The organism is Microbacterium sp. Beta (genome assembly GCF_005502545.1).
GTDB classification, from domain to species: domain Bacteria; phylum Actinomycetota; class Actinomycetes; order Actinomycetales; family Microbacteriaceae; genus Microbacterium; species Microbacterium oxydans.
In genome coordinates this window covers 1-18,433 of record NZ_SCOG01000028.1, presented here as the reverse complement: position 1 = coordinate 18,433, position 18,433 = coordinate 1, and the positions used below count along the sequence as shown (strand labels likewise).

At 68.8% G+C, this 18,433-nt stretch carries 17 protein-coding genes; 5 read left to right on the top strand and 12 right to left on the bottom strand.

The window, feature by feature from the left end:
- Nucleotides 1-80: 80 nt before the first annotated feature.
- The 4 genes from FFS56_RS18140 to FFS56_RS18125 form a co-directional block, all read right to left on the bottom strand.
- Nucleotides 81-1,820: an ABC transporter ATP-binding protein gene (locus FFS56_RS18140; protein ID WP_127011850.1), complete on the bottom strand. Its 1,740-nt coding sequence runs from the start codon at nucleotides 1,818-1,820 to the stop codon at nucleotides 81-83.
- Complete coding sequence (locus FFS56_RS18135; RefSeq protein WP_021199008.1) at nucleotides 1,817-2,782, bottom strand: ABC transporter permease; 966 nt, start codon at nucleotides 2,780-2,782, stop codon at nucleotides 1,817-1,819. Before FFS56_RS18135 ends, FFS56_RS18140 begins: the two co-directional genes overlap by 4 nt.
- Before the next feature lie 34 nt (nucleotides 2,783-2,816).
- Nucleotides 2,817-3,821 carry an ABC transporter permease gene (locus FFS56_RS18130; RefSeq protein WP_058630491.1) on the bottom strand — a complete coding sequence of 335 codons (1,005 nt, stop codon included), beginning with the start codon at nucleotides 3,819-3,821 and terminating at the stop codon, nucleotides 2,817-2,819.
- 86 nt (nucleotides 3,822-3,907) lie between these two features.
- Complete coding sequence (locus FFS56_RS18125) at nucleotides 3,908-5,581, bottom strand: ABC transporter substrate-binding protein (RefSeq protein ID WP_137772215.1); 1,674 nt, start codon at nucleotides 5,579-5,581, stop codon at nucleotides 3,908-3,910.
- A 163-nt stretch (nucleotides 5,582-5,744) separates the two neighbouring features.
- On the opposite strand from FFS56_RS18125, the gene FFS56_RS18120 reads away from it, so the two are divergent.
- A complete protein-coding gene (locus FFS56_RS18120) occupies nucleotides 5,745-6,665 on the top strand; it encodes a sugar kinase (protein WP_052748658.1) in 921 nt (306 codons plus the stop codon).
- Nucleotides 6,666-6,750: 85 nt separating this feature from the next.
- Here FFS56_RS18120 and FFS56_RS18115 read toward each other — a convergent pair whose 3' ends face one another.
- Genes FFS56_RS18115 through FFS56_RS18095 form a run of 5 tightly spaced genes read right to left on the bottom strand, consistent with a single transcriptional unit; the run spans nucleotide 6,751 to nucleotide 12,269 of the window.
- Nucleotides 6,751-7,617 (bottom strand): MurR/RpiR family transcriptional regulator, encoded by an 867-nt coding sequence (locus FFS56_RS18115; protein ID WP_046747341.1) that lies wholly within the window; start codon nucleotides 7,615-7,617, stop codon nucleotides 6,751-6,753.
- Nucleotides 7,618-7,630: 13 nt separating this feature from the next.
- The gene (locus FFS56_RS18110; protein WP_046747340.1) at nucleotides 7,631-9,163 is read right to left on the bottom strand and encodes a glycoside hydrolase family 3 N-terminal domain-containing protein; all 1,533 of its coding nucleotides are present in this window, start codon (nucleotides 9,161-9,163) and stop codon (nucleotides 7,631-7,633) included.
- Nucleotides 9,160-9,993 (bottom strand): carbohydrate ABC transporter permease, encoded by an 834-nt coding sequence (locus FFS56_RS18105; RefSeq protein WP_017828171.1) that lies wholly within the window; start codon nucleotides 9,991-9,993, stop codon nucleotides 9,160-9,162. The genes FFS56_RS18110 and FFS56_RS18105 overlap by 4 nt, the downstream gene beginning before the upstream one ends.
- Nucleotides 9,990-10,964 (bottom strand): sugar ABC transporter permease, encoded by a 975-nt coding sequence (locus tag FFS56_RS18100; RefSeq protein WP_046747339.1) that lies wholly within the window; start codon nucleotides 10,962-10,964, stop codon nucleotides 9,990-9,992. Before FFS56_RS18100 ends, FFS56_RS18105 begins: the two co-directional genes overlap by 4 nt.
- 15 nt (nucleotides 10,965-10,979) lie before the next feature.
- Nucleotides 10,980-12,269 carry a sugar ABC transporter substrate-binding protein gene (locus FFS56_RS18095; protein WP_046747338.1) on the bottom strand — a complete coding sequence of 430 codons (1,290 nt, stop codon included), beginning with the start codon at nucleotides 12,267-12,269 and terminating at the stop codon, nucleotides 10,980-10,982.
- A 150-nt stretch (nucleotides 12,270-12,419) separates the two neighbouring features.
- Here FFS56_RS18095 and FFS56_RS18090 point away from each other — a divergent pair, with 150 nt between their 5' ends.
- The 4 genes from FFS56_RS18090 to FFS56_RS18075 all read left to right on the top strand — a co-directional run bounded on the left by FFS56_RS18090 (nucleotide 12,420) and on the right by FFS56_RS18075 (nucleotide 15,808).
- Entirely contained in the window at nucleotides 12,420-13,691 is a 1,272-nt protein-coding gene (locus tag FFS56_RS18090) for an LCP family protein (RefSeq protein WP_046747337.1), read from the top strand.
- Between the two features lie 37 nt (nucleotides 13,692-13,728).
- Nucleotides 13,729-14,589: a fused MFS/spermidine synthase gene (locus FFS56_RS18085; RefSeq protein WP_046747336.1), complete on the top strand. Its 861-nt coding sequence runs from the start codon at nucleotides 13,729-13,731 to the stop codon at nucleotides 14,587-14,589.
- 156 nt (nucleotides 14,590-14,745) lie between these two features.
- Nucleotides 14,746-15,273, top strand: a complete 528-nt coding sequence (locus FFS56_RS18080; protein WP_046747335.1) for a hypothetical protein — start codon at nucleotides 14,746-14,748, stop codon at nucleotides 15,271-15,273.
- A gap of 46 nt (nucleotides 15,274-15,319) precedes the next feature.
- Nucleotides 15,320-15,808, top strand: coding sequence for a SprT-like domain-containing protein (locus tag FFS56_RS18075; protein ID WP_046747334.1), 489 nt, complete (start codon nucleotides 15,320-15,322; stop codon nucleotides 15,806-15,808).
- A 7-nt stretch (nucleotides 15,809-15,815) separates the two neighbouring features.
- On the opposite strand, the gene FFS56_RS18070 is transcribed toward FFS56_RS18075, so the two are convergent.
- The 3 genes from FFS56_RS18070 to FFS56_RS18060 all read right to left on the bottom strand — a co-directional run.
- Complete coding sequence (locus FFS56_RS18070) at nucleotides 15,816-16,238, bottom strand: DUF3054 domain-containing protein (RefSeq protein ID WP_046747333.1); 423 nt, start codon at nucleotides 16,236-16,238, stop codon at nucleotides 15,816-15,818.
- A gap of 101 nt (nucleotides 16,239-16,339) precedes the next feature.
- Nucleotides 16,340-16,999 carry a 2-phosphosulfolactate phosphatase gene (locus FFS56_RS18065; protein ID WP_127011849.1) on the bottom strand — a complete coding sequence of 220 codons (660 nt, stop codon included), beginning with the start codon at nucleotides 16,997-16,999 and terminating at the stop codon, nucleotides 16,340-16,342.
- Nucleotides 17,000-17,017: 18 nt separating this feature from the next.
- The coding region (locus FFS56_RS18060; RefSeq protein ID WP_249353000.1) for an ABC transporter permease at nucleotides 17,018-18,433 on the bottom strand (1,416 nt) is incomplete at its 5' end.

Sequence of the window (18,433 nt, the reverse complement as noted above, 5' to 3'; positions counted from 1 at the left end):
CGTCAGCGCCGAGACCCATCGCCGCAGACGTCTGCGGCGATGGGTCTCGGCGGGCGGGATGGGTGTCGGCGAACGGGGCCTCAGGAGGCGATGTTCAGCTCGTTGCCCGGGATCGACGCCAGCAGACGCCTCGTGTAGGGGTCGCGCGGGTTCGTGAAGATCTCCTCCGAGGTCGCGGCCTCCACCAGCTTCCCGTCCTTCATGACGCACACGTAGTCGCTGATCAGGCGCACCACCGCGAGGTCGTGCGAGATGAACAGGTAGCTCAGGCCGTACTCGCTCTGCAGGTCGCCGAGCAGCTTCAGGATCTGATCCTGCACGAGCACGTCGAGCGCCGACACGGGCTCGTCGCACACGATCAGATCGGGCGAGAGCGCGAGCGCACGGGCGATCGCGACGCGCTGCCGCTGACCGCCTGAGAGCTCGGACGGGTAGCGACGCAGCATGGACTGCGGCAGCGCCACGTCGTCGAGCAGTTGCCGCACGCGCTTGCGACGATCCGCAGTGCTCCCCCGCTTGTAGAACTCCAACGGTTCGGCGATCAGCCGCTCGATCGTGAACATCGGGTTCAGGCTCGAGTACGGGTCCTGGAAGATGGGCTGCACCCGCTGGCGGAAGTCCTTCGTCTCCGCCCGGCTCAGCGACGCGATGTCCTTGCCCTCGTAGCGGATCAGCCCGCTCGTGGGCTCGATCACCTTGAGCAGCATCCGCGCGGTCGTGGTCTTGCCCGAACCGGACTCCCCCACGATCGCGACCGTCTCCCCGCGCGGGATCACCAGCGACACGTCGTCGACCGCGACGAAGTCCTCCCCGCGGCCGCGTACCGGGTAGGCCTTGGTGAGGTTCTCGATCTCGACGATGTTGCCCTTCGACGAGCCCTGGGAGCCGGGAACCCCGGGGGTCGCTGATCCTGTCGAAGCGTCCGTCGCCGAGTCCACCGGCTCCTGCACCCGGAACGCCTCCGGCCGCAGACGGGCCGCCGCCACCGAGGGTGCCGCCTTCACGAGCGACTGCGTGTACGGATGCTGCGGATCCTCCAGGATCTGCCGGGCGTCGCCCTGCTCCACGACCTTGCCGCGGTGCATCACGATCACCCGTTCCGCGCGCTCGGCGGCGAGTCCCAGGTCGTGGGTGATGAGCAGCACGGCCGTTCCCAGCTCGCGCGTCATCTGCCCGATCTGATCGAGGATCGTCTGCTGCACCGTGACGTCGAGGGCACTGGTGGGCTCGTCGGCGATCAGCAGGCGCGGCTTGCAGGCCAGACCGATCGCGATGAGCGCCCGCTGGCGCATGCCTCCGGAGAACTCGTGCGGGTACTGCTTCGCCCGCCGCTCCGGATCGGGGAGCCCGGCGGCGGTCAGCGCCTCGACCACCTTCGCCTGCACGTTCTGCCGCGTGGCGAGGCCGTGCGCGAGCAGCGTCTCGTCCACCTGTGTGCCGATCTTCGCCACCGGGTTCAGGTTCGACATCGGGTCCTGCGGCACGAGGCCGATGTCCCGACCGCGGATCGTGCGCAGCTCGTGCTCCGGCGCGCGGGATATCTCCTTCCCGTCGAGGCGGATGCTGCCGGCGGCGATCCTACCTCCACCGGCGAGCAGCCCGATGATGGCCATCGCGGTGGTGGACTTGCCCGAGCCGGACTCCCCCACGATCGCGACGGTCTCGCCGGGGCGGATCTCGAGGTCGACGCCCTCGACGGCGTGCACGACGCCGTCCATGGTGGCGAAGTCCACGGCCAGTCCCTGCACCGACAGCAACGGCTCGGTCGACATCTGCATCTCCTTCGCGGCGCTCACGGCGCCGTCGTCGCGCACGTTCATCGCGCCCTCGTTCGCGGGTCCATCGCTTCGCGCAGCGCCTCACCCAGCAGGGTGAAGCCGAGCGCCGTGACGGCGATGCAGATGCCGGGCAGGAAGGCGAGCCAGGGCGCGATGGCGAGCTCGGCCTGTGCGTAGGTGAGCATGCGCCCCCACTCGGCCGTCTCCGGGCGGCCTCCGCCGAGGCCGAGGAACGACAGTGCCGCCGCATCGATCACGGCGGTGGCGAGCGTCAGGGTCCCCTGCACGATCACGGGCCCGATGGCGTTGGGCAGCACGTGCGACATGGTGATCTTGCCGCGGCCGAGACCGAGCGTCTGCGCCGAGAGCACATAGTCGCTGGAGCGCTGCTGCAACATGGATGCGCGCAGCAGCCGCGCGAAGATCGGCACCTGCGAGGCCCCGATCGCGATCATGATCGCGAACGGGGTCTGCCCGAGGATCGCGGCGATCGAGACGGCCAACAGCAGGTTCGGCACCGACAGGATGATGTCGACGATGCGCATGATGAGCGTGTCCACCCATCCGCCGAACGTGCCGGCGAGCAACCCGAGGATCATGCCGCCGACCAGGCCCATCGCGGTGGAGATGACACCGATCATGAGCGACGCCTGCGCACCCCAGATGAGCTTGGACAGCACGTCGCCGCCGAAGCGGTCGAGGCCCAGCGGGAACTGCGGCAGCTCCCCCGGCCCCGGGATGTAGGTCGGCGTGATGTACTTCGCGCCGGGCAGCGCCGTCTCCGGGTAGGGAGCGATCAGAGGTGCGAGAGCGGCGATGAGCAGGAACGCCACCACGATGGCCGCGCCGATCCATGCCGTCGGATTGCGGCGGAGGCGGCGGAACACATCCCGCCAGAAGCCGCCGGAGCCGTTCTTCAGATCGGCCTGGGCGATGGCGACGGTGTCGATGCTGCCGCCGCTCTCCGCCGAGGGACCTTGGGCGGGCGGGAGTGCGATGGTCATGCGACCGCCTCCTTTCGGACGATGGAGCGGGACATCATTGGACCCTCACTCTCGGGTCGATGAAGCTGTAGGAGACGTCGACCGCCAGGTTGATCAGCGCGTACGCGATCGCGATGAAGATGATGAACCCCTGGAGGACCGGGAAGTCCCTGGTGAAGATCGCCCTCGCCAGGAACGAGCCGATGCCCGGGAAGGCGAACACCGTCTCGGTGAGCACCGCCCCGGATATCAGCAGCCCGGTCTGCAGGCCGATCGTGGTGATCACCGGGAGCATGGCGTTGCGCAGGATGAAGCGGTTGCGCAGCGTCGGCGCACCGACGCCCTTGGCCCGACCGGTGCGCACGTAGTCCGCGTTCTGCACCTCCAGGACACTGGCCCTGGTGATGCGGACGATGATCGCGAGCGGGATCGTACCCAGCGCGAGCGCCGGGAGGATCAGGTGCAGGATCGCATCCCATGCGGCATCGAACTCTCCGGTGATGATGCCGTCCCACACATAGAACCCGGTGGGATGGGTCGCGTCTATTCGTGGATTCTGTCGTCCGTCCGACGGCAGCCAGCCCAGCTGCACCGCGAAGACGTACTTCAGGATGAAGGCGAGGAAGAACACCGGGATGGTGATGCCGATCAGGCTCAGCACCACGGATGCGTGGTCGGTGAACTTGCCGTGGCGGCGGGCGGCCCAGTATCCGAGCGGGATGCCGATGCCGACCGCGAAGATGAGCGCCATCACGCTGAGCTCGAGCGTCGCGGGGAAGCGCCGCATGAACTCCTCGGTCACCGGACGGTTGGTCTGGATGGAGGTTCCGAAGTCTCCTTGGAGGAGCCGCCCGATCCAGATGAAGTATTGCTCGATGAGCGGCTTGTCGAAGCCGTAGAGCTCGTTGACTCTGGCGACGGCCTCGGGTGTGGCCTTCTCGCCGAGCAGGGCGACCGCGGGGCCGCCGGGAAGGGCCCTGACCCAGGCGAACAGCAGGATGCTGAGCCCGAACAGGGTGGGGATGAGGAACAGCAGTCGCCTGCCGATGGTGCGCAGCACGAAGATCTCCGTCGATCAGAAGGTACGTCGTTCCCCGGTCCCGCCGAAGGGGTGGGACCGGGGAACGACGTATCAAGTGGTCAGGCCTACTTGGTGAGGACGATGTCCGTGAAGACCTCGTCGTTCACCGGGCTGGCGGGGTAGCTCTTCACGCGCGGGTCGAACGCCAGGGTCGGCGCCGGGTGCGCGAGCGGAACACCGGGGATGAACTGGGCGACCATCTCGTTGATCTCCTCGTACAGCGCCGTCTGGTCCTCGAGGTTCGAGACGCCGCGCGCCTCGTTCAGCTTCTGGAACAGCTCGGGGTTGTCGAAGCCCCACTCGGAGCTCTGCTGACCGAAGAAGACGCCGACGAAGTTGTCGGTGTCGTTGTAGTCACCGGTCCAGCCGAGCAGGTGGATGCCGTGGTCCGAGGTGCCGGTGGTGCGGTCGAGGTATTCGACCCACTCCTCCGAGACCGGGGTGGTCTCGACGCCGACCTCTGACAGCTGCGACGACAGCACGGTGAAGATCTGCTCGGGGTCCGGCATGTACGGACGCGACACGTTGACCGGGTAGTTGAAGGTGAGCTTCAGCGGGTTCGCCTCGGTGTAGCCCGCCTCGGCCAGCAGCGACTTCGCCTTCTCGGGGTCGTAGTAATAGGTCGTGACATCGGGGTTGTAGCCGTTGACGACCTCGGGGACGAACTCGATGGCCTTCTGCGTGCCCTCCGGCAGCACCTGGCTGATCAGCGCGTCCTTGTCGACCGCGTACGAGAGCGCCTCACGCACCTTCGGGTCCTGCAGCTCCGGCACCGCCTGGTTGAAGGCGAGGTACAGGATCGTGAACGGCGGGCGCGACACCATGGTGAAGCCGTCGTCCTCGAGAGCCTTGGTGTCGGCCGGTCCGACGAGGTCGTAGCCGTCGATCGAGCCGGATTCGAGCGCCTGGCGGCGTGCGGTCGGGTCGTCGATCGTGCGGAAGATGATCTCGTCGATCTGCCCCTTTTCGCCCCAGTACCCGTCGTAGGACTTGAGCGTGACCTGCTCGCCCGGCGCCCACTCGTCGAAGGCGTAGGGGCCGGTGCCGACCGGGTGGCCCATGGCGTACTCGGACAGCTGCGGGGCCTCGGCGGAACCGCTGACCTCATCCGCACCGAACTCCTGCATCGCCGAGGGGCTCTGCATGGCGAAGGCCGGGAGCGAGAGCGAGGCGACGAAGCCGGCGAACGGCTTGTTGAGCTCGATCGTCACCGAGTTCTCGCCGTCGGGCGTGCAGGACTTGTAGACGGCGTCGGCCGCGTTGGAGGCGTACCCCTTGAAGAGCTTGTTGTAGTAGTACCCGAAGGCTTCGGAAGCCGCGAGACCGGTCCAGTTGAACCAGCGGTCGAAGTTCACGCAGACGGCCTCGGCGTTGAACGGCGTGCCGTCCTGGAACGTGACGTCCTTCTTCAGCTCGAAGGTGTGCGACATCCCGTCTTCGGACGATTCCCATGACTCGGCGAGCAGCGGTGCCGGGTCGGCGGTGCCGGGCTCGGTGCCGACCAGACCCTCGAAGATCTGACGCGAGACGCGGAAGCTCTCGCCGTCCTGCGCGAAGGCGGGGTCGAGGCTCGCCGGGTCCGAGGACGCAGCGAACACGAACGTCCCGTCGACGTCGCCCGAGCCTTCCGAGCCCTCGTCGCCACGCTCACTGGCGACGCAGCCGGCGAGCGCGAGCGCCGCGATCGTGGCTCCGGTTACGGCGATGAGTCCTCGCCGACGCTTGACTGATTGGTGCATTGTGTGACCTTCCCTGTCGGGCGCTTCTTTGCGCGTCCCGAGGCTTCCTCGCCTCGGTGACGGTGATGACTCGACGGTACCCAGCAGATCCTCAGATACCAAACGCATCCAGGTTGCAATCCGATATCGGCGAGACCGGCATCGATCCGGTAGTGTCCAGATCGTGCCAGACACCACTCCGCTCGCCGTCTGCTTCGGAGAGGGCATGGTCGCCCTCGTCGCCGCCACCGCGGGTCCGCTCGAGGACTGCCGGACCTTCCACCGCTCCCTCGCCGGGGCGGAGTGGAACACCGCGATCGCTCTGGCGTCGGCAGGTGTGCGCACGTCGGTCCTCTCCCGCGTCGGTGACGACGGCTTCGGGCGCTTCCTCACCGCTGAGCTGCGCGCCCACGGCGTCGACGACTCCGCGGTCGAGGTCGACGGCGACGCACCCACCGGGCTTTACGTGAAGGAGCTGTCGGCACGGGAGGACGGTGCCGTCGACGGCACCATGCACTACTACCGTGCCGGGTCGGCCGCCGCGTCCCTGTCGCCCCGGACGCTCACGACGCCGGTGGCATCCGCGCTCCTCGGCGATGCGGCGCTCGTGCACACCTCGGGGATCACACCCGCGTTGTCGGCCTCAGCCCTCGCCGCCCAGGAAGCGCTGTTCACGGAGCGACGCCCCGGCCGCCTGCTCAGCTTCGATGTGAACTGGCGACCCGCGCTCTGGCTCGGACGCGAGGCCGAGGGCCGCAGGATCGTCGCGGACTTCGCATCCCGCGCCGACATCGTGTTCTGCACCCGACCCGACGCGGAGGCCGTGTTCGGCACGAGCGAGCCGCAGCGGATCCGCGCCCTGTTCCCCCACCCGCGCCATCTGCTCATCACCGACGCGAGCGGTGCCGTGGCGTTCGACGGCACCGAGACCGCCGAGAGCGACGCGCTCGACGCGCCCGTGGTGGAGACCATCGGCGCAGGCGATGCCTTCGCGGCCGGCTTCCTCGCCGGGGTCCTCACCGGCCTCTCGCTGACGGGGAGCCTCGCGCGCGGACATCGCATCGCGACCCGCGCCCTGGTCAGCACCCGCGACCACGTCGACTGAGCCTTCTCGAGCCTGCCTTCTCGCACCGGTGCTTCTCGCGCCGGGCCTCAGCTGCGACGCCGGGCCTCAGCTGCGACGGCGGGCCTCAGCTGCGACGCCGGGCCGGGACCGCGTCGTGAGTGCGCTGCAGCGAGACGGCGACCGGCTCCCCGCGGTGCTGCACGACCCGCACGAAGAGCACATCGACGAGCGCGAGCTGTGCGATGCGGCTCGACATCGCGGCCATCCGGAAGGGGGATTCGTGCGCGTGCGTGAGCAGCACGACATCGGCCGCCAGTGCCACAGGCGAGTCCGCAGCGCTGGTGACCGCGACCGCGAGCGCACCGGCGTCGCGCGCGACCTCGAGGGCACGCAGTGTCTCGGTGGTCTCGCCGCCGTGGGAGAAGGCGATCGCCACGTCGGCGGCACTGCGCAGCGAAGCCGTCGTGACCGCGAGGTGCGGGTCGGCCGAGTGCGAGACGGAGCAGCCGATGCGCGACAGCTTCAGCTGCAGGTCCTGCGCCGTCAGCGATGACGCGGCCTGGCCGAAGAGATCGATGTGCCGGGCATCGACGACCGCACGGGCGACCCTGTCGAGCGCGGCCGCGTCGAGGGCGAGCGCGGTCTTCTCGATCGCGTCGATCTCCTGGGCGGCGAGCTTGGCGGCGATCGCGCTCGGACCGTCGTCGGGGTCGATCGCGGTGGTGTCCAGACCGAACCGTGCCTGCTGCGCCTGCTCCAGGGTGATCGCGCGGGCGACCGCGACCCTGAGTTCGCGGTAGCCGCTGTATCCGAGGGACTGGGCGTAGCGGGCGACCGTCGAGAGCGAGGTCTGACAGAGCTGGGCGAGGTCGTTGATCGCCAGATCGACGACCAGGGTCGGGTCGCCCAGGATCTTCTCCGCGACGCGCGCCTCTGCGGCGCTCACCTTGGGAAGGGAGCGCCGCACCAGAGCGAGAACGTCATCGTCCATGGAGGGTCCTGTCTCAGCCGGCGCTGGTCATCCTCTGCTGCGCCGTGAAGCGTCCGAGGAGTGCTTCACGCGCCGTCTGGGCACCGAGCCTACTGGCTGCGGCGACTTCCACGGTCGGCAGGGGCAACGGCTGCGCCGTCGGAAGCCCCACGTTGACGACCACAGCGTGCGGATCGCGCACGGCAGCACGTTCGACGAGTGCCCGCTGCGCGGCGTCGGTGTCCGGCCGGTCGATCAGGAGCACGGTCGTCGCGGAGGCTGTGGCCGCCGCGGCCGCCATCTCGTCGAGCACCCGGTCCTGCTCGGACAGCGGCGCGGACGCCACGTCGAGACGCACGCGCAGGCCCTCCTCCGCGAGCGCACTCGCGACGTACGAACCCGCGCTGTCGACCGCCAGTGTCGATCGGCGACGCGCATCGATGACGGCGAGCTCCGTCGACACCTCGGGAGTACCTCCGGAGATCGTCACCATTCGGCGCAGGATCCCGGCGGCGTCGAAGTCGCCTGTCGGCTCCTGCGTGGCTTCTACCGCGGCCGCGGCGGAGCGGAGCTTGGTCGCGAGCGCAGCGACCCTGGCTGCTGCCTCCTCGACGCGCTCACGCGGGAGCGAGCCGTCGCGGAGAGCCGCGACGATCCCGTCTCTCGCCGCGCGGAAGTCCTGCTCGTCCTGGTCGGGCAGAGCCGCATCGCCCGGGTTGGTCGGGTTTCCGATGCACAGGAGGTCGGCTCCGGCGGCGAGGGCCATGGCCGCTCCCCCGCCGAGTCCGACCGTCTCGCGGATGGCCGCCATGTCGAGAGCATCGGTGATGATGACGCCGTCATAGCCCCAGTCGCGCAGCATGCCGAGCACACGCGGATTGAGGGTGGCCGGCTGCTCGCCCCAAGCCGGGACCACGATGTGAGCGGTCATGACGGCATCGACGCCCGCATCGATCGCCGCGCGGAACGGCTCCAGATGCACACGCTCGAACTCCTCGAGGTCGAGCGTGATCTCGGGAAGCGAGTGGTGCGAGTCCATGTGGGTGTCGCCGTGACCGGGGAAGTGCTTCACGCACGCCGCGACCGCGCCGTCCTGGATGCCGTCGATCGTCGCGACCACGTGCCGGGAGACGAGCGCCTCGTCGTCACCGAACGCGCGAACGCCGATGACCGGGTTGCGGGGGTCGGTGTTCACGTCGGCGACCGGACCGAGCACGACGTTGGCGCCGACCGCACGCACACGACGTGCCAACTCCGCTCCGGTCTCCTCCGAGGCGACGAGATCGTCGAGTAGGCCGAGCTGCGCGGCACCGGGAACCGTCGACCCGGTGGCGGACTCGAGCCGGGTGACGCTGCCGCCCTCCTCGTCGATGCCGATCAGGGCATTCGGGTTCGCGTCGAGGATCTGGGCGCTCAGCGCAGGCAGGCCCTCTCCGACGTTCTGCCCGAAGTACACGACTCCGGCCAGCCCTTCACGCAGTTCGTCTCGCAGCCACGCGGGCGCCTCGGTGCCGAAGAAGCCCGGCCACAGCACGCCGTTCGCGAGACGTTCGAGCTCGTCGGTCATCCCTTCACCGCTCCTGCCACCATGCCGGAGGCGAGCTTGCGCTGCACCAGCACGAAGAAGATCATGACGGGCACCGTGATGATGGTCGACGCGGCCATGATGCTGCCCCAGTCGTTGGAGTGCAGGCCGAAGAACGACTTCAGACCGATCGAGACCGTGTACTGGTCGGTCTGCGCCCCCAGGATGGTCATCGCGAAGATGAACTCGTTCCATGCGGTGATGAAGCTGAAGATGCTGGTCGCGACGAGACCGGGCATGACCAGCGGCAGCAGCACCGAACGGAACATGCGCCACCAGCTCGCGCCGTCGATGTACGCGGCCTCTTCGAGCTCGACCGGAACGGCGGCGACGAAGCCGCGCAGCATCCAGATGCCGAACGCGAGCGACAGCGCGACGTACACGACCATCAGTCCGAGGATGCTGTTGAGCAGGCCGAGGCTCTTCACCTGCAGGAACAGCGGGATCACGAGCGCCTCGAGCGGCACCATCTGCACGATCAGGATCATCATCAGGATCGTGGTGCGGAACTTGAACTTGAAGCGCGCGACCGCGACCGCGGCGAGCAGGCACACCAGAGCGCTCACGAGCACCGTGACGAGCGCCACGATCGCCGAGTTGCGCAGGTACGTGCCGAATCCGCCGTCGGTGAGCACGAAGGCGAAGTTGTCCCACGTGAACTCCTGCGGGAGGAGCGACTGTCCACCGCTGGACGCCTTGCCGTCGAAGGCGCTGGAGACCATCCAGTAGACGGGGAAGAGGGTGAAGATCAGGACGGCGGCGACCGCGATCCCGATTCCGATGCGGGAGCGGAGCCTCGGACGCGGGTTCACAGCTCGTCCTCCTTCATGAGGGAGCGGATGTAGACGATCGTGATGCCGATCAGCACCAGGGTGAGCAGCACGGCGAGAGCCGCACCGAAGCCGTACCGGTTCTGGCCGAAGGACTCCACGTACGACCAGACGCCGAGGTTCAGCACCTGACGGTTGCCACCGCCACCACCGGGCATCAGGTACACCTGCGCGAAGACCTTGAAGTCCCAGATGGTGGAGAGGATGATCACGACCGAGAACACGGGCTTGAGCGTGGGGAAGATGATCTTCCAGAACCGGCGCCATGCACCGGCGCCGTCGAGCGCGGCGGCTTCGAGCATCTCCTTCGAGACCCCCAGCAGGCCGGCGAGCACCGTGATGGCGACGAACGGGAAGCCGTGGTGCACGACGTTGAGGAGCACGATGGCATAGAACGACCACTGGTTCGTGAACCAGTTCACGGGATCGTCCATCAGGCCGAGGTCGCGCAGGACGGTGTTGAAGATGCCGCGGTCGGCATCGAAGATGAAGGTCCAGACGTACGTTCCGGTCACGGCGGGCATCGCCCAGGCGACCATGATGCAGCTGGAGACGATGACGCGCCAGGTGGTGCCCAGCCGCGCGAGCAGCAGCGCCACGAGCGTGCCGACAGCAACCGTGACGAACACGGCCACGGCGGCGAAGCCGACGGTGTTCGGCAGCACCACCGTCCAGAGAGTCGGGTTGGTGAGCGCCTCGACGTAGTTGTCGAGACCGATCCAGTTGTTCTCCCCGGTGTTGATCTCGCGCAGACCGTAGTCCTGCAGCGAGTAGATGAACACCTGGATGAGCGGCCAGAGCATGAGCACCGCGAGGATGGCCAGCCCGGGCGCGAGAAGGAGCCAGGGGCGGGCCGCGACGACCGAGAGACCGCGTCGCTTCCGGCCGCCGGCCACGGGAGCGGAGGGGGACTCCGCTTCCGTGGCCGGCAGTGGCGCTTGCACCATCGACATGGAAGGAATGCTTCCTTACTTCTGGTTGAGGAGTTCGGTCATCTCGGCGGCGGCGTCCTTCGTCGCGGTCGCGACGTCCTTCTGCCCGCTGAGGATGGCCTGGATCATGGAGTTGGTCGTCTTCTTCGCCTGCACGGCGCCGAAGTTCGGGGTGACCGGGACGGATGCGCCGCCGTCGACCATCTGCTCGGCGAACGGTGCGACCAGCGGGTCGGTCGAGGCCAGCGCCTCTTCCATCGCGGACTGGACGCCCGGGAAGTAGCCGGTCTCGTTCGACCACTGCTCGGCGAACTCGCCGGTGGTCATGAGCTTGACGAACTCCCACGCGAGGTCGGCGTTCTTGGTCGTGTTGAACACGGAGAGGTGCGATCCGCCGAGCACGGACGGAGCGATTCCACCGTCCTCACCCGGGATGACGGCTGCGCCGATCTTGCCCTCGAGGTCGGGGTTCGCCTCGATGAGCGACTTCGGCGTCCAGGAGCCGGAGAGCATCATGGCGACGTTGCTCTGCGTGAACGCGTCGCGGAGGTCGGTCTCCTTCCACGTGGTGGCACCAGCGGAGGAGAAGCCGTGCTCGGTGGCCAGGCCCGTGTAGAACTCGATGCCGGCCTGCGACTGCGTGCTGTCCAGCTCGCTGGTCCAGGTCTTGCCGTCCTTCGTGGCGATCTCTCCGCCGGCGCCCCAGACCCAGGGGTAGACCTGGAACTCGGCGTCACCGGGGACCGGGAAGGGGAGCATGTCGGGCTTGGCTGCCTTGATGGCCTCACCTGCGGCGACGATGTCGTCCCACGTCTTCGGAGCCTCGAGACCGAGCTCCTCGAACACGTCGGCGCGGTAGACCAGCGAGCGGACGCCCGCGTACCACGGCATGCCGTACAGCTCGCCGTCGTAGGTGCCGGCGACTTCGAGGCCCTCGACGAGGTCGTCGCGGAGGCCCTTCTCGGCGTCGACGTACTCATCGAGCGGCTCGAGCGCGCCAGCGTCGGCGAACTCCGCGGTCCAGGTGGTGCCGGTCTCGGCGATGTCGGGGGTCGTGCCACCGGCGATGGAGGTCACGAAGCGGTCGTGGGCGTCGGCCCACTGGATCTCCTCGATCTTGACCGTCGCGCCGGTCTCCTTCTCGAAGGCGTCGGACACCTTGTCGTAGAAGGCGGAGGCGTCGGGGTTGGTGCCCTTCATGATCCAGACGGTGAGCTCCTGGCCCTTGCCGTCGGTGGAGCCGGTGTCGCTGCCGCCGGCGCAACCGGCGAGGGCGAGCGTGGCCACGGCGCCGAGCGCCACAGCCGAGAGAATGCGCTTGTGCATTGCGGGGATCTCCTCTTTGAAAAGTCCTGGCAAGCATCGGGTACTCACCGGGGGTTAGGAAAAAGTATCCACGACTAACTAATTACCTGCAAGTTCCTCTCACAATCGTCATGTGGCCGTAACATCAGGTTCCCCCGGTAGGCTCCCCGGATGGTTCGCCGCACTCCTGACAACGACCGCTCGACGGTCGCTCGCCACGCGACACTCCCCGCCCAGAAGCCCGCCAGAGGATTCCTGAAGATCGCCGGGATCTCCGTCGGTGTCATCCTCGTCGCCGCGATCGCGGTCGCCGCGTTCGTCGTCACCGACTACTTCAACCGCTTCAACGAGGGCGCCGTCGCGTTGGAGGATGCCCCCGAGGTGGAGCCGCCGTCCATCAGCGCCTACCCCGGGGAGTTCAGCATCCTCGTCCTCGGCACCGACGAATGCGGTGCCGTGTCGACGGGTCTGCTGGGCGAGCGCTGCTCGAAGGCCGACGGTGGGATCCTCAACGACGTGAACCTCCTGGTCCACGTCTCGGCGGAGCCGCGCAACGTCACCGTCGTCTCGCTTCCCCGCGACCTCATGATCCCTACGCCGGAGTGCACCAGAGAAGACGGATCGATCGCCTCGGAGACCCGCAAGACGCAGATCAACTCGATCTATCAGAACGCCGGGATGTCGTGCGTCGCGAAGACCGTCACCGAGCTCACCGGGATCGAGATCCCGTTCGCGGCGAAGATCGACTTCGACGGCGTGATGGAGGTGACCGACGCGATCGGCGGCGTCGAGGTGTGCATCGGCGGTGACGGCATCCGCGACCGGCACACCGCGCTCGACTGGGAGCCGGGTCTGCGCACCGTATCGGGCTACGAGGCCCTGCAGTTCATCCGCACGCGGCACGGCGTCGGCGATGAGAGCGACATGGCGCGCGTGTCGAACCAGCAGCAGTACATGTCCCGCCTCGTGAAGAAGATCATGAGCGACGAGGTGCTGTCCGATCCCGGCAAGGTGCTGGGGCTCGCCGACACCATCGTGGACAACATCGATCCGAGCGTCGAGCTGGGAAACCCCATCCGGCTCGCCCAGCTGGCCCTGTCGATCAAGGACGTGCCGTTCTCCGAGTTCGTGTTCCTCCAGTACCCGGTCTTCGCCGACCCCGACGACTCCGACCGCGTGATCCCGAACGAGCAGGCCGCCGCGACCATCTGGGACGCGCTGAAAGCGGGTCAGCCCGTGCAGCTCACCGGCGACGTCAGCAACAACGGGGGCGTCGAACTCGTCGAACCTGCGCCGGGCACGGAAGGCGAGGCTCCGGTGACGGACCCGCCGGCGACGGATGCTCCTGCCACGGACGCCCCGTCTCCCCGTGCGACGCTCGACTCGGCGATCTCCGGGCAGACGGTCGATCAGGAGACGTGTGCGAACGGCAAGCAGCGCTGAGCCGCTGAGACGCTGAGCAGCGCGTAGGCTCGTGCCCATGGGCCGGACGAGATCGCGCGACACCGAGCATCCCCAGGTCCGGCTGGACCACGGCGGCGTCGCCGGCATCGTGCCCTCGGAGTTCACGAGCGGCTTCGAGCTCATCGTCGACGGCACCCCGCAGTCCCATGTCGACCTCGACGACCCGACGCACCTGCACTTCGAGTACATCGTCCGCATGGGCGCGGTCATCGATCAGCTCGCCCCCGGCCCCCTGACCGCCGTGCACCTCGGGGCCGGCGCGCTGACCGTACCGCGCTACATCGACGCGACGCGGCCCGGCTCACGTCAACAGGTGATCGAGCTCGAGGCTCCGCTCGCGCAGCTGGTGCGCGAACACCTCCCGTTGCCGAAGGGAGCGCCGATCCGGATCAGGATCGGCGATGCCCGCGAAGGAGTCGCCAAGCTGCCGAGCGCGCTCCGCGCGAGCTGCGACCTCGTCGTCTCCGATGTCTACTCGGGCGCGCAGACACCCGCGCATCTCACCAGCGTCGAGTTCTACCGGGAACTCGCAGAGCTGTTGGCCCCGGGCGGGGTGCTCCTCGTCAACGTCGCCGACGGGCCGGGACTCGCTTTCGCCCGCCGCCAGGCCGCGACGATCGCGGACGTGCTTCCGGAGGTCGGCATCCTGGCCGACACCCAGGTGCTCAAGGGCCGCCGCTTCGGGAACCTCGTCGTCGCCGCCTCCGCCGCTCCCCTGCCGACGGAGTGGCTGCCGCGCATCCTGGCCGCGGGGCCCCATCCCGCCAAGATCGCTCAGGGCGCCGAGGTCGACGCCTTCATCCAGGGGGCGCGGATCGTGACCGACGCCGACGCCGTCGCCTCACCGCGGCCGGACGCCTCGCTGTTCCTGCGCTGACGCACCGCCCGCTCCCCGCGCGCGACCGGCTCGGACGGCGCCCCCGGAAAGCGATGGCGGCGTGTCGAAATCAGGATGCGGCGGACCAGGGCGCGCCGTCGGGTGGACCCCGCGCACGGAAGGCAGACTGGATGGGGACGCTGCGGAAGGAGAGCAATGAGTTTCATCCGGGGATACGACCAGGAGACCCTCCGCGAAAAGGTCGATCTCGATGAGTGCGAGGCCCGTCTCGCGGAGATCGATTCGCAGCGCAGCCTGCCCGCTCTGCTGGAGCGCGTGTGGCTGCTGAAGGTGCTCGACCGCCTCGACGAGGCGCTCGCACTGGCGGACGAGACGGTGCGCCAGGCGCGCATGGCGGGGACTCGCAAGGACGTGCTTCGCGCACGCGTGCTGCACGCGACGATCCTGCAGTATCGGGGTGCGCACGCCGCAGCGGAACAGGAGCTCGCGACCTGCGCCGCCGAGGCCGAGGGCCAGCGGTGGCTGTCGATCGCGGCCTTCGCGTACCAGCACCATGGCAAGAACGCCTACGACGCCGGCGACTACGAGACCGCGCGCGAGAGCTTCAAGCAGTCGCTGTTCCTGCGTCGCGAGTCCGGGGCCGAAGACAGCGAGCTCGAGACCGCGCTCCTGGCGATCGAAGCGGTCGAGCGTCGGCGCCCGCCGCAGCTCATCCCCGGCTGAGGCCCGGCGCGGCCGCGATGTCACCGGCATGGCTTAGCCTGATCGCATGGCGGAACTTGACCGTGTGCGCGTCTGGGGCGAGGCACTGATCACGCTGCATCTCGACGACAGCTGGTCGTTCGGCTTCGACAACGCCAAGCGTCGGGCCGGTCAGTGCGACTACACGAAGAAGCGGATCACCGTGTCGCGCTACCTCGCCGCGCGCTTCGACGACGACGACATCCACCAGGTGCTGCTGCATGAGGTCGCGCACGCCCTCGCCGGCCACGAAGCCGCCCACGGACCGATCTGGAAGCGCGTCGCCCGCGACCTCGGCTACGTCGGCGGCACCACCCATCGCGGCGAGACGGCGGTGGAGCTCGCGCCCTGGGTGGGCAGCTGCCCTGCCGGGCACGTCACGTACCGGCACCGCCGGCCCACGAGGCCGACGTCGTGTGCACGCTGCTCGCGCACATTCGACTCCCGGCACCTGTTCGCCTGGACCCGACGTGAGATCACGAGCGACGTGCGGCTCGCCGCGCAGCTCCCGCGCTGACCGCGACTCACCTGTCGGAGTCGTCGACGCCCTCCGTCTCGACCGGTGCGGATCCGTCGATGCTCTCCGCCGAGCTGCGCCGGCGACGCACCAGCGCCGCGATCGCGCGCCAGCCGACCAGGAACACCCCCAGCACGAGCGTCGCGACGATGATGAAGGGCACCTCCGCCGTATCACCGCTCAGCACGCGGATGAGCATGCCACCGGCGACCGTCACGATCCAGACCACCGCGCCCCACAGCAACGACCAGGGGCGGCGGGGTCGACCAGGCAACAGGGCCGCGAGGGCATGCCCCACCAGGAGGGCGATCAGGAACGGCCATGCCGTGAGGAGGAACCCTGCGGGGTTCTCGTCATGGGAGGCGCGACCGATCGCCGCGAAGATCAGCACGAGCACGACGTCGACGACGACAGCGGGAAGGTACCTCATGACACGACCCTACGTGTCCTCGCCCACACCGGCGCCTGCCCCGCGGCATCCGGCACACATCTGCGTGCCGGCGGGATCACGCCGGACGGGCCGAGGCGACATCACTCGAAGCGGGTGAACACCCCATCACGTAGCACGGGGACGACGTCGACCGCGTCGAGCACCGCCGCGTCGGCGACCGTGGTGGGTGTCAGTCCTGCTGCTTCGATGCGGGCCGTCGCCGCGATTCCGCCCGCGATCTCCCGCCCGGAACCGCTCGCCCCGACCATATGCCGCACGGCGGCGCGGAGCGCGTGGAACCCCTCGGCGGCGACCGCGGCGTCCGGGGCCGTGTGATCGATGCCCCGAGCCGAGAGAGCGGCGATGACCGCGCCCGCACCGAGCTGGTCTTCCACGGCGAACCGGAGAAGCTCGTTCTCGTCGAGCTCGCCGGCCGCGATGACGACGACGGAGGTGCGTGCCTGCCGACGCTCCTGGATGGTCTGCACCGCGCGAGCGACGGCGCCGGCGTTGCGGATGCTTCCCACGAGCACCGTCGAATCGCGGGAGGCTGCGACCGCGACCGCCGCGCCGTTGCGCGACCAGGTCTCCGCCTCGGCCAGGCCGACCTCGGCGCCGGACGCGACGGCGTCGACGACGATCGAGGAGAACCTCAGCACATCGACGACCACGACGACGTCGGCGCCGGCGAGCCGGTCGAGACCGGCTGTCCCCCAGTCGAGGCGGACCTGATACGTGGACTGATCGAACGGCGACGGCACCCGACCAGCCTAGAGGCGTCAGTCGGCTGCGAGAGCCTCGACCGGGGCCACCCTGGTCGCCAGTCGCGTCGGCGTCGCGGCCGCCACCAGCGTGAGCACCGCTGTCGCGACGACGATGATGACCACGGGAACCCACGGGATCTGGGGCGCGACGAGTCCCGCCGGCGTGAAGTCCGGCAACGTCGGCACCGAACCGAGCAGCGACTGCGCGGCGATCCAGCCGTACACGACCCCGAGCACGAGGCCCGTCAGAGTCGCCGCGACCGTGATGTGCGTGGCTTCGAGCAGCACCATCCGTCGCACCTGGCGATTCGACAGGCCGATCGAGCGCAGCAGTCCGAGCTCCCTGCGTCGCTGCACCACTCCGATCGTGAGGAGGTTCACGAGGCCGACTGCGGCGATCACCGCGGAGACGGCGACCAGCACCATCATCACCGCCGCGAAAGCGTCCATCGGGGCGAAGAACTCCGGAGGGACCTCTCCCGTCGACTGGCTCATCATCAACGCCTTGGCCGATTCCAGGGCCACGGCGAACATCGTCACCAGGGTCACACCCATCACCACGCCGATCGCCATCCGCGACGAACGCTCGGGGTATCGCAGCGCGTTCTCGGCGGCGAGGCGAGCGGTGGCGCTCGACCCGAACATCCGGCCGACCAGACGCAGCACGGGCGGCATGAACAGCACGGATCCGAGCGCGAGGCCGGTGAACGAGAGCACACCGCCGACGAACGCCACGACGACGCCGAGCGGCGTCATGAGCCCCACCAGAACCCCGCCGACCAGGAGCAGCGCACCGGCGATGAGCAGCACCCAGGCGCCGATGTGCCGGCCCGGCTTGCCGGAGACCTCGTCGAGGGTGCGCTCGACCGAACCGCCCAGCGACTGCAGCGGGGTCACCGCGAGCACGCGTCGGGAACCGGCCCAGGCCGCCGCCCATGTCGTGAGGGCCACCCCGATCGCCGGAAGCGCCACGAAGGGCTGAGCGAGGGAGAAATCGGACGGGGCATTGGTGATCAGCTGCCCGCCGATCTGCACTCCGACGGCCGCGAGCCCGATCCCGACCAGCAGACCGATCGCTGCTCCGAGGAGTCCGACGACGAGTCCCTGCCTGCCGACCTCGGCCCGCTGGGAGCGCGCGGTCGCTCCGATCAGGCGCATGAGCGCGATCTGCCGCGTACGACCGGCGATGATCGTCGAGAAGGTGTTGGCGGTGACGATGGCCGCGACGTACATCGCGACGACGGTCAACAGGACGGAGAGCAGGGCGACGACGAAGGCGAGAGTCTCGCTGTCGCCGATGAACGGATCGTTCTGCAGCACGGCGCCGATGTAGGCGGTGATCTCCACGAGGAGCACGCCGAACGCCGCGGACAGTGCCGCGACCAGGATGCTGGCGCCCATCCCGCGGTCGCGCAACCACGCGAGTCGGGG

Bases quoted from the DNA above. Each gene is read 5' to 3' on its own strand.
- FFS56_RS18075 (WP_046747334.1), top strand. From the start codon at position 15,320: ATGGCGGAACTTGACCGTGTGCGCGTCTGGGGCGAGGCACTGATCACG.
- FFS56_RS18115 (WP_046747341.1), bottom strand. From the start codon at position 7,617: ATGGACGATGACGTTCTCGCTCTGGTGCGGCGCTCCCTTCCCAAGGTG.
- FFS56_RS18090 (WP_046747337.1), top strand. From the start codon at position 12,420: ATGGTTCGCCGCACTCCTGACAACGACCGCTCGACGGTCGCTCGCCAC.
- FFS56_RS18140 (WP_127011850.1), bottom strand. From the start codon at position 1,820: ATGAACGTGCGCGACGACGGCGCCGTGAGCGCCGCGAAGGAGATGCAG.
- FFS56_RS18110 (WP_046747340.1), bottom strand. From the start codon at position 9,163: ATGACCGACGAGCTCGAACGTCTCGCGAACGGCGTGCTGTGGCCGGGC.
- FFS56_RS18135 (WP_021199008.1), bottom strand. From the start codon at position 2,782: ATGACCATCGCACTCCCGCCCGCCCAAGGTCCCTCGGCGGAGAGCGGC.
- FFS56_RS18100 (WP_046747339.1), bottom strand. From the start codon at position 10,964: ATGTCGATGGTGCAAGCGCCACTGCCGGCCACGGAAGCGGAGTCCCCC.
- FFS56_RS18125 (WP_137772215.1), bottom strand. From the start codon at position 5,581: ATGCACCAATCAGTCAAGCGTCGGCGAGGACTCATCGCCGTAACCGGA.
- FFS56_RS18080 (WP_046747335.1), top strand. From the start codon at position 14,746: ATGAGTTTCATCCGGGGATACGACCAGGAGACCCTCCGCGAAAAGGTC.
- FFS56_RS18095 (WP_046747338.1), bottom strand. From the start codon at position 12,269: ATGCACAAGCGCATTCTCTCGGCTGTGGCGCTCGGCGCCGTGGCCACG.
- FFS56_RS18070 (WP_046747333.1), bottom strand. From the start codon at position 16,238: ATGAGGTACCTTCCCGCTGTCGTCGTCGACGTCGTGCTCGTGCTGATC.
- FFS56_RS18085 (WP_046747336.1), top strand. From the start codon at position 13,729: ATGGGCCGGACGAGATCGCGCGACACCGAGCATCCCCAGGTCCGGCTG.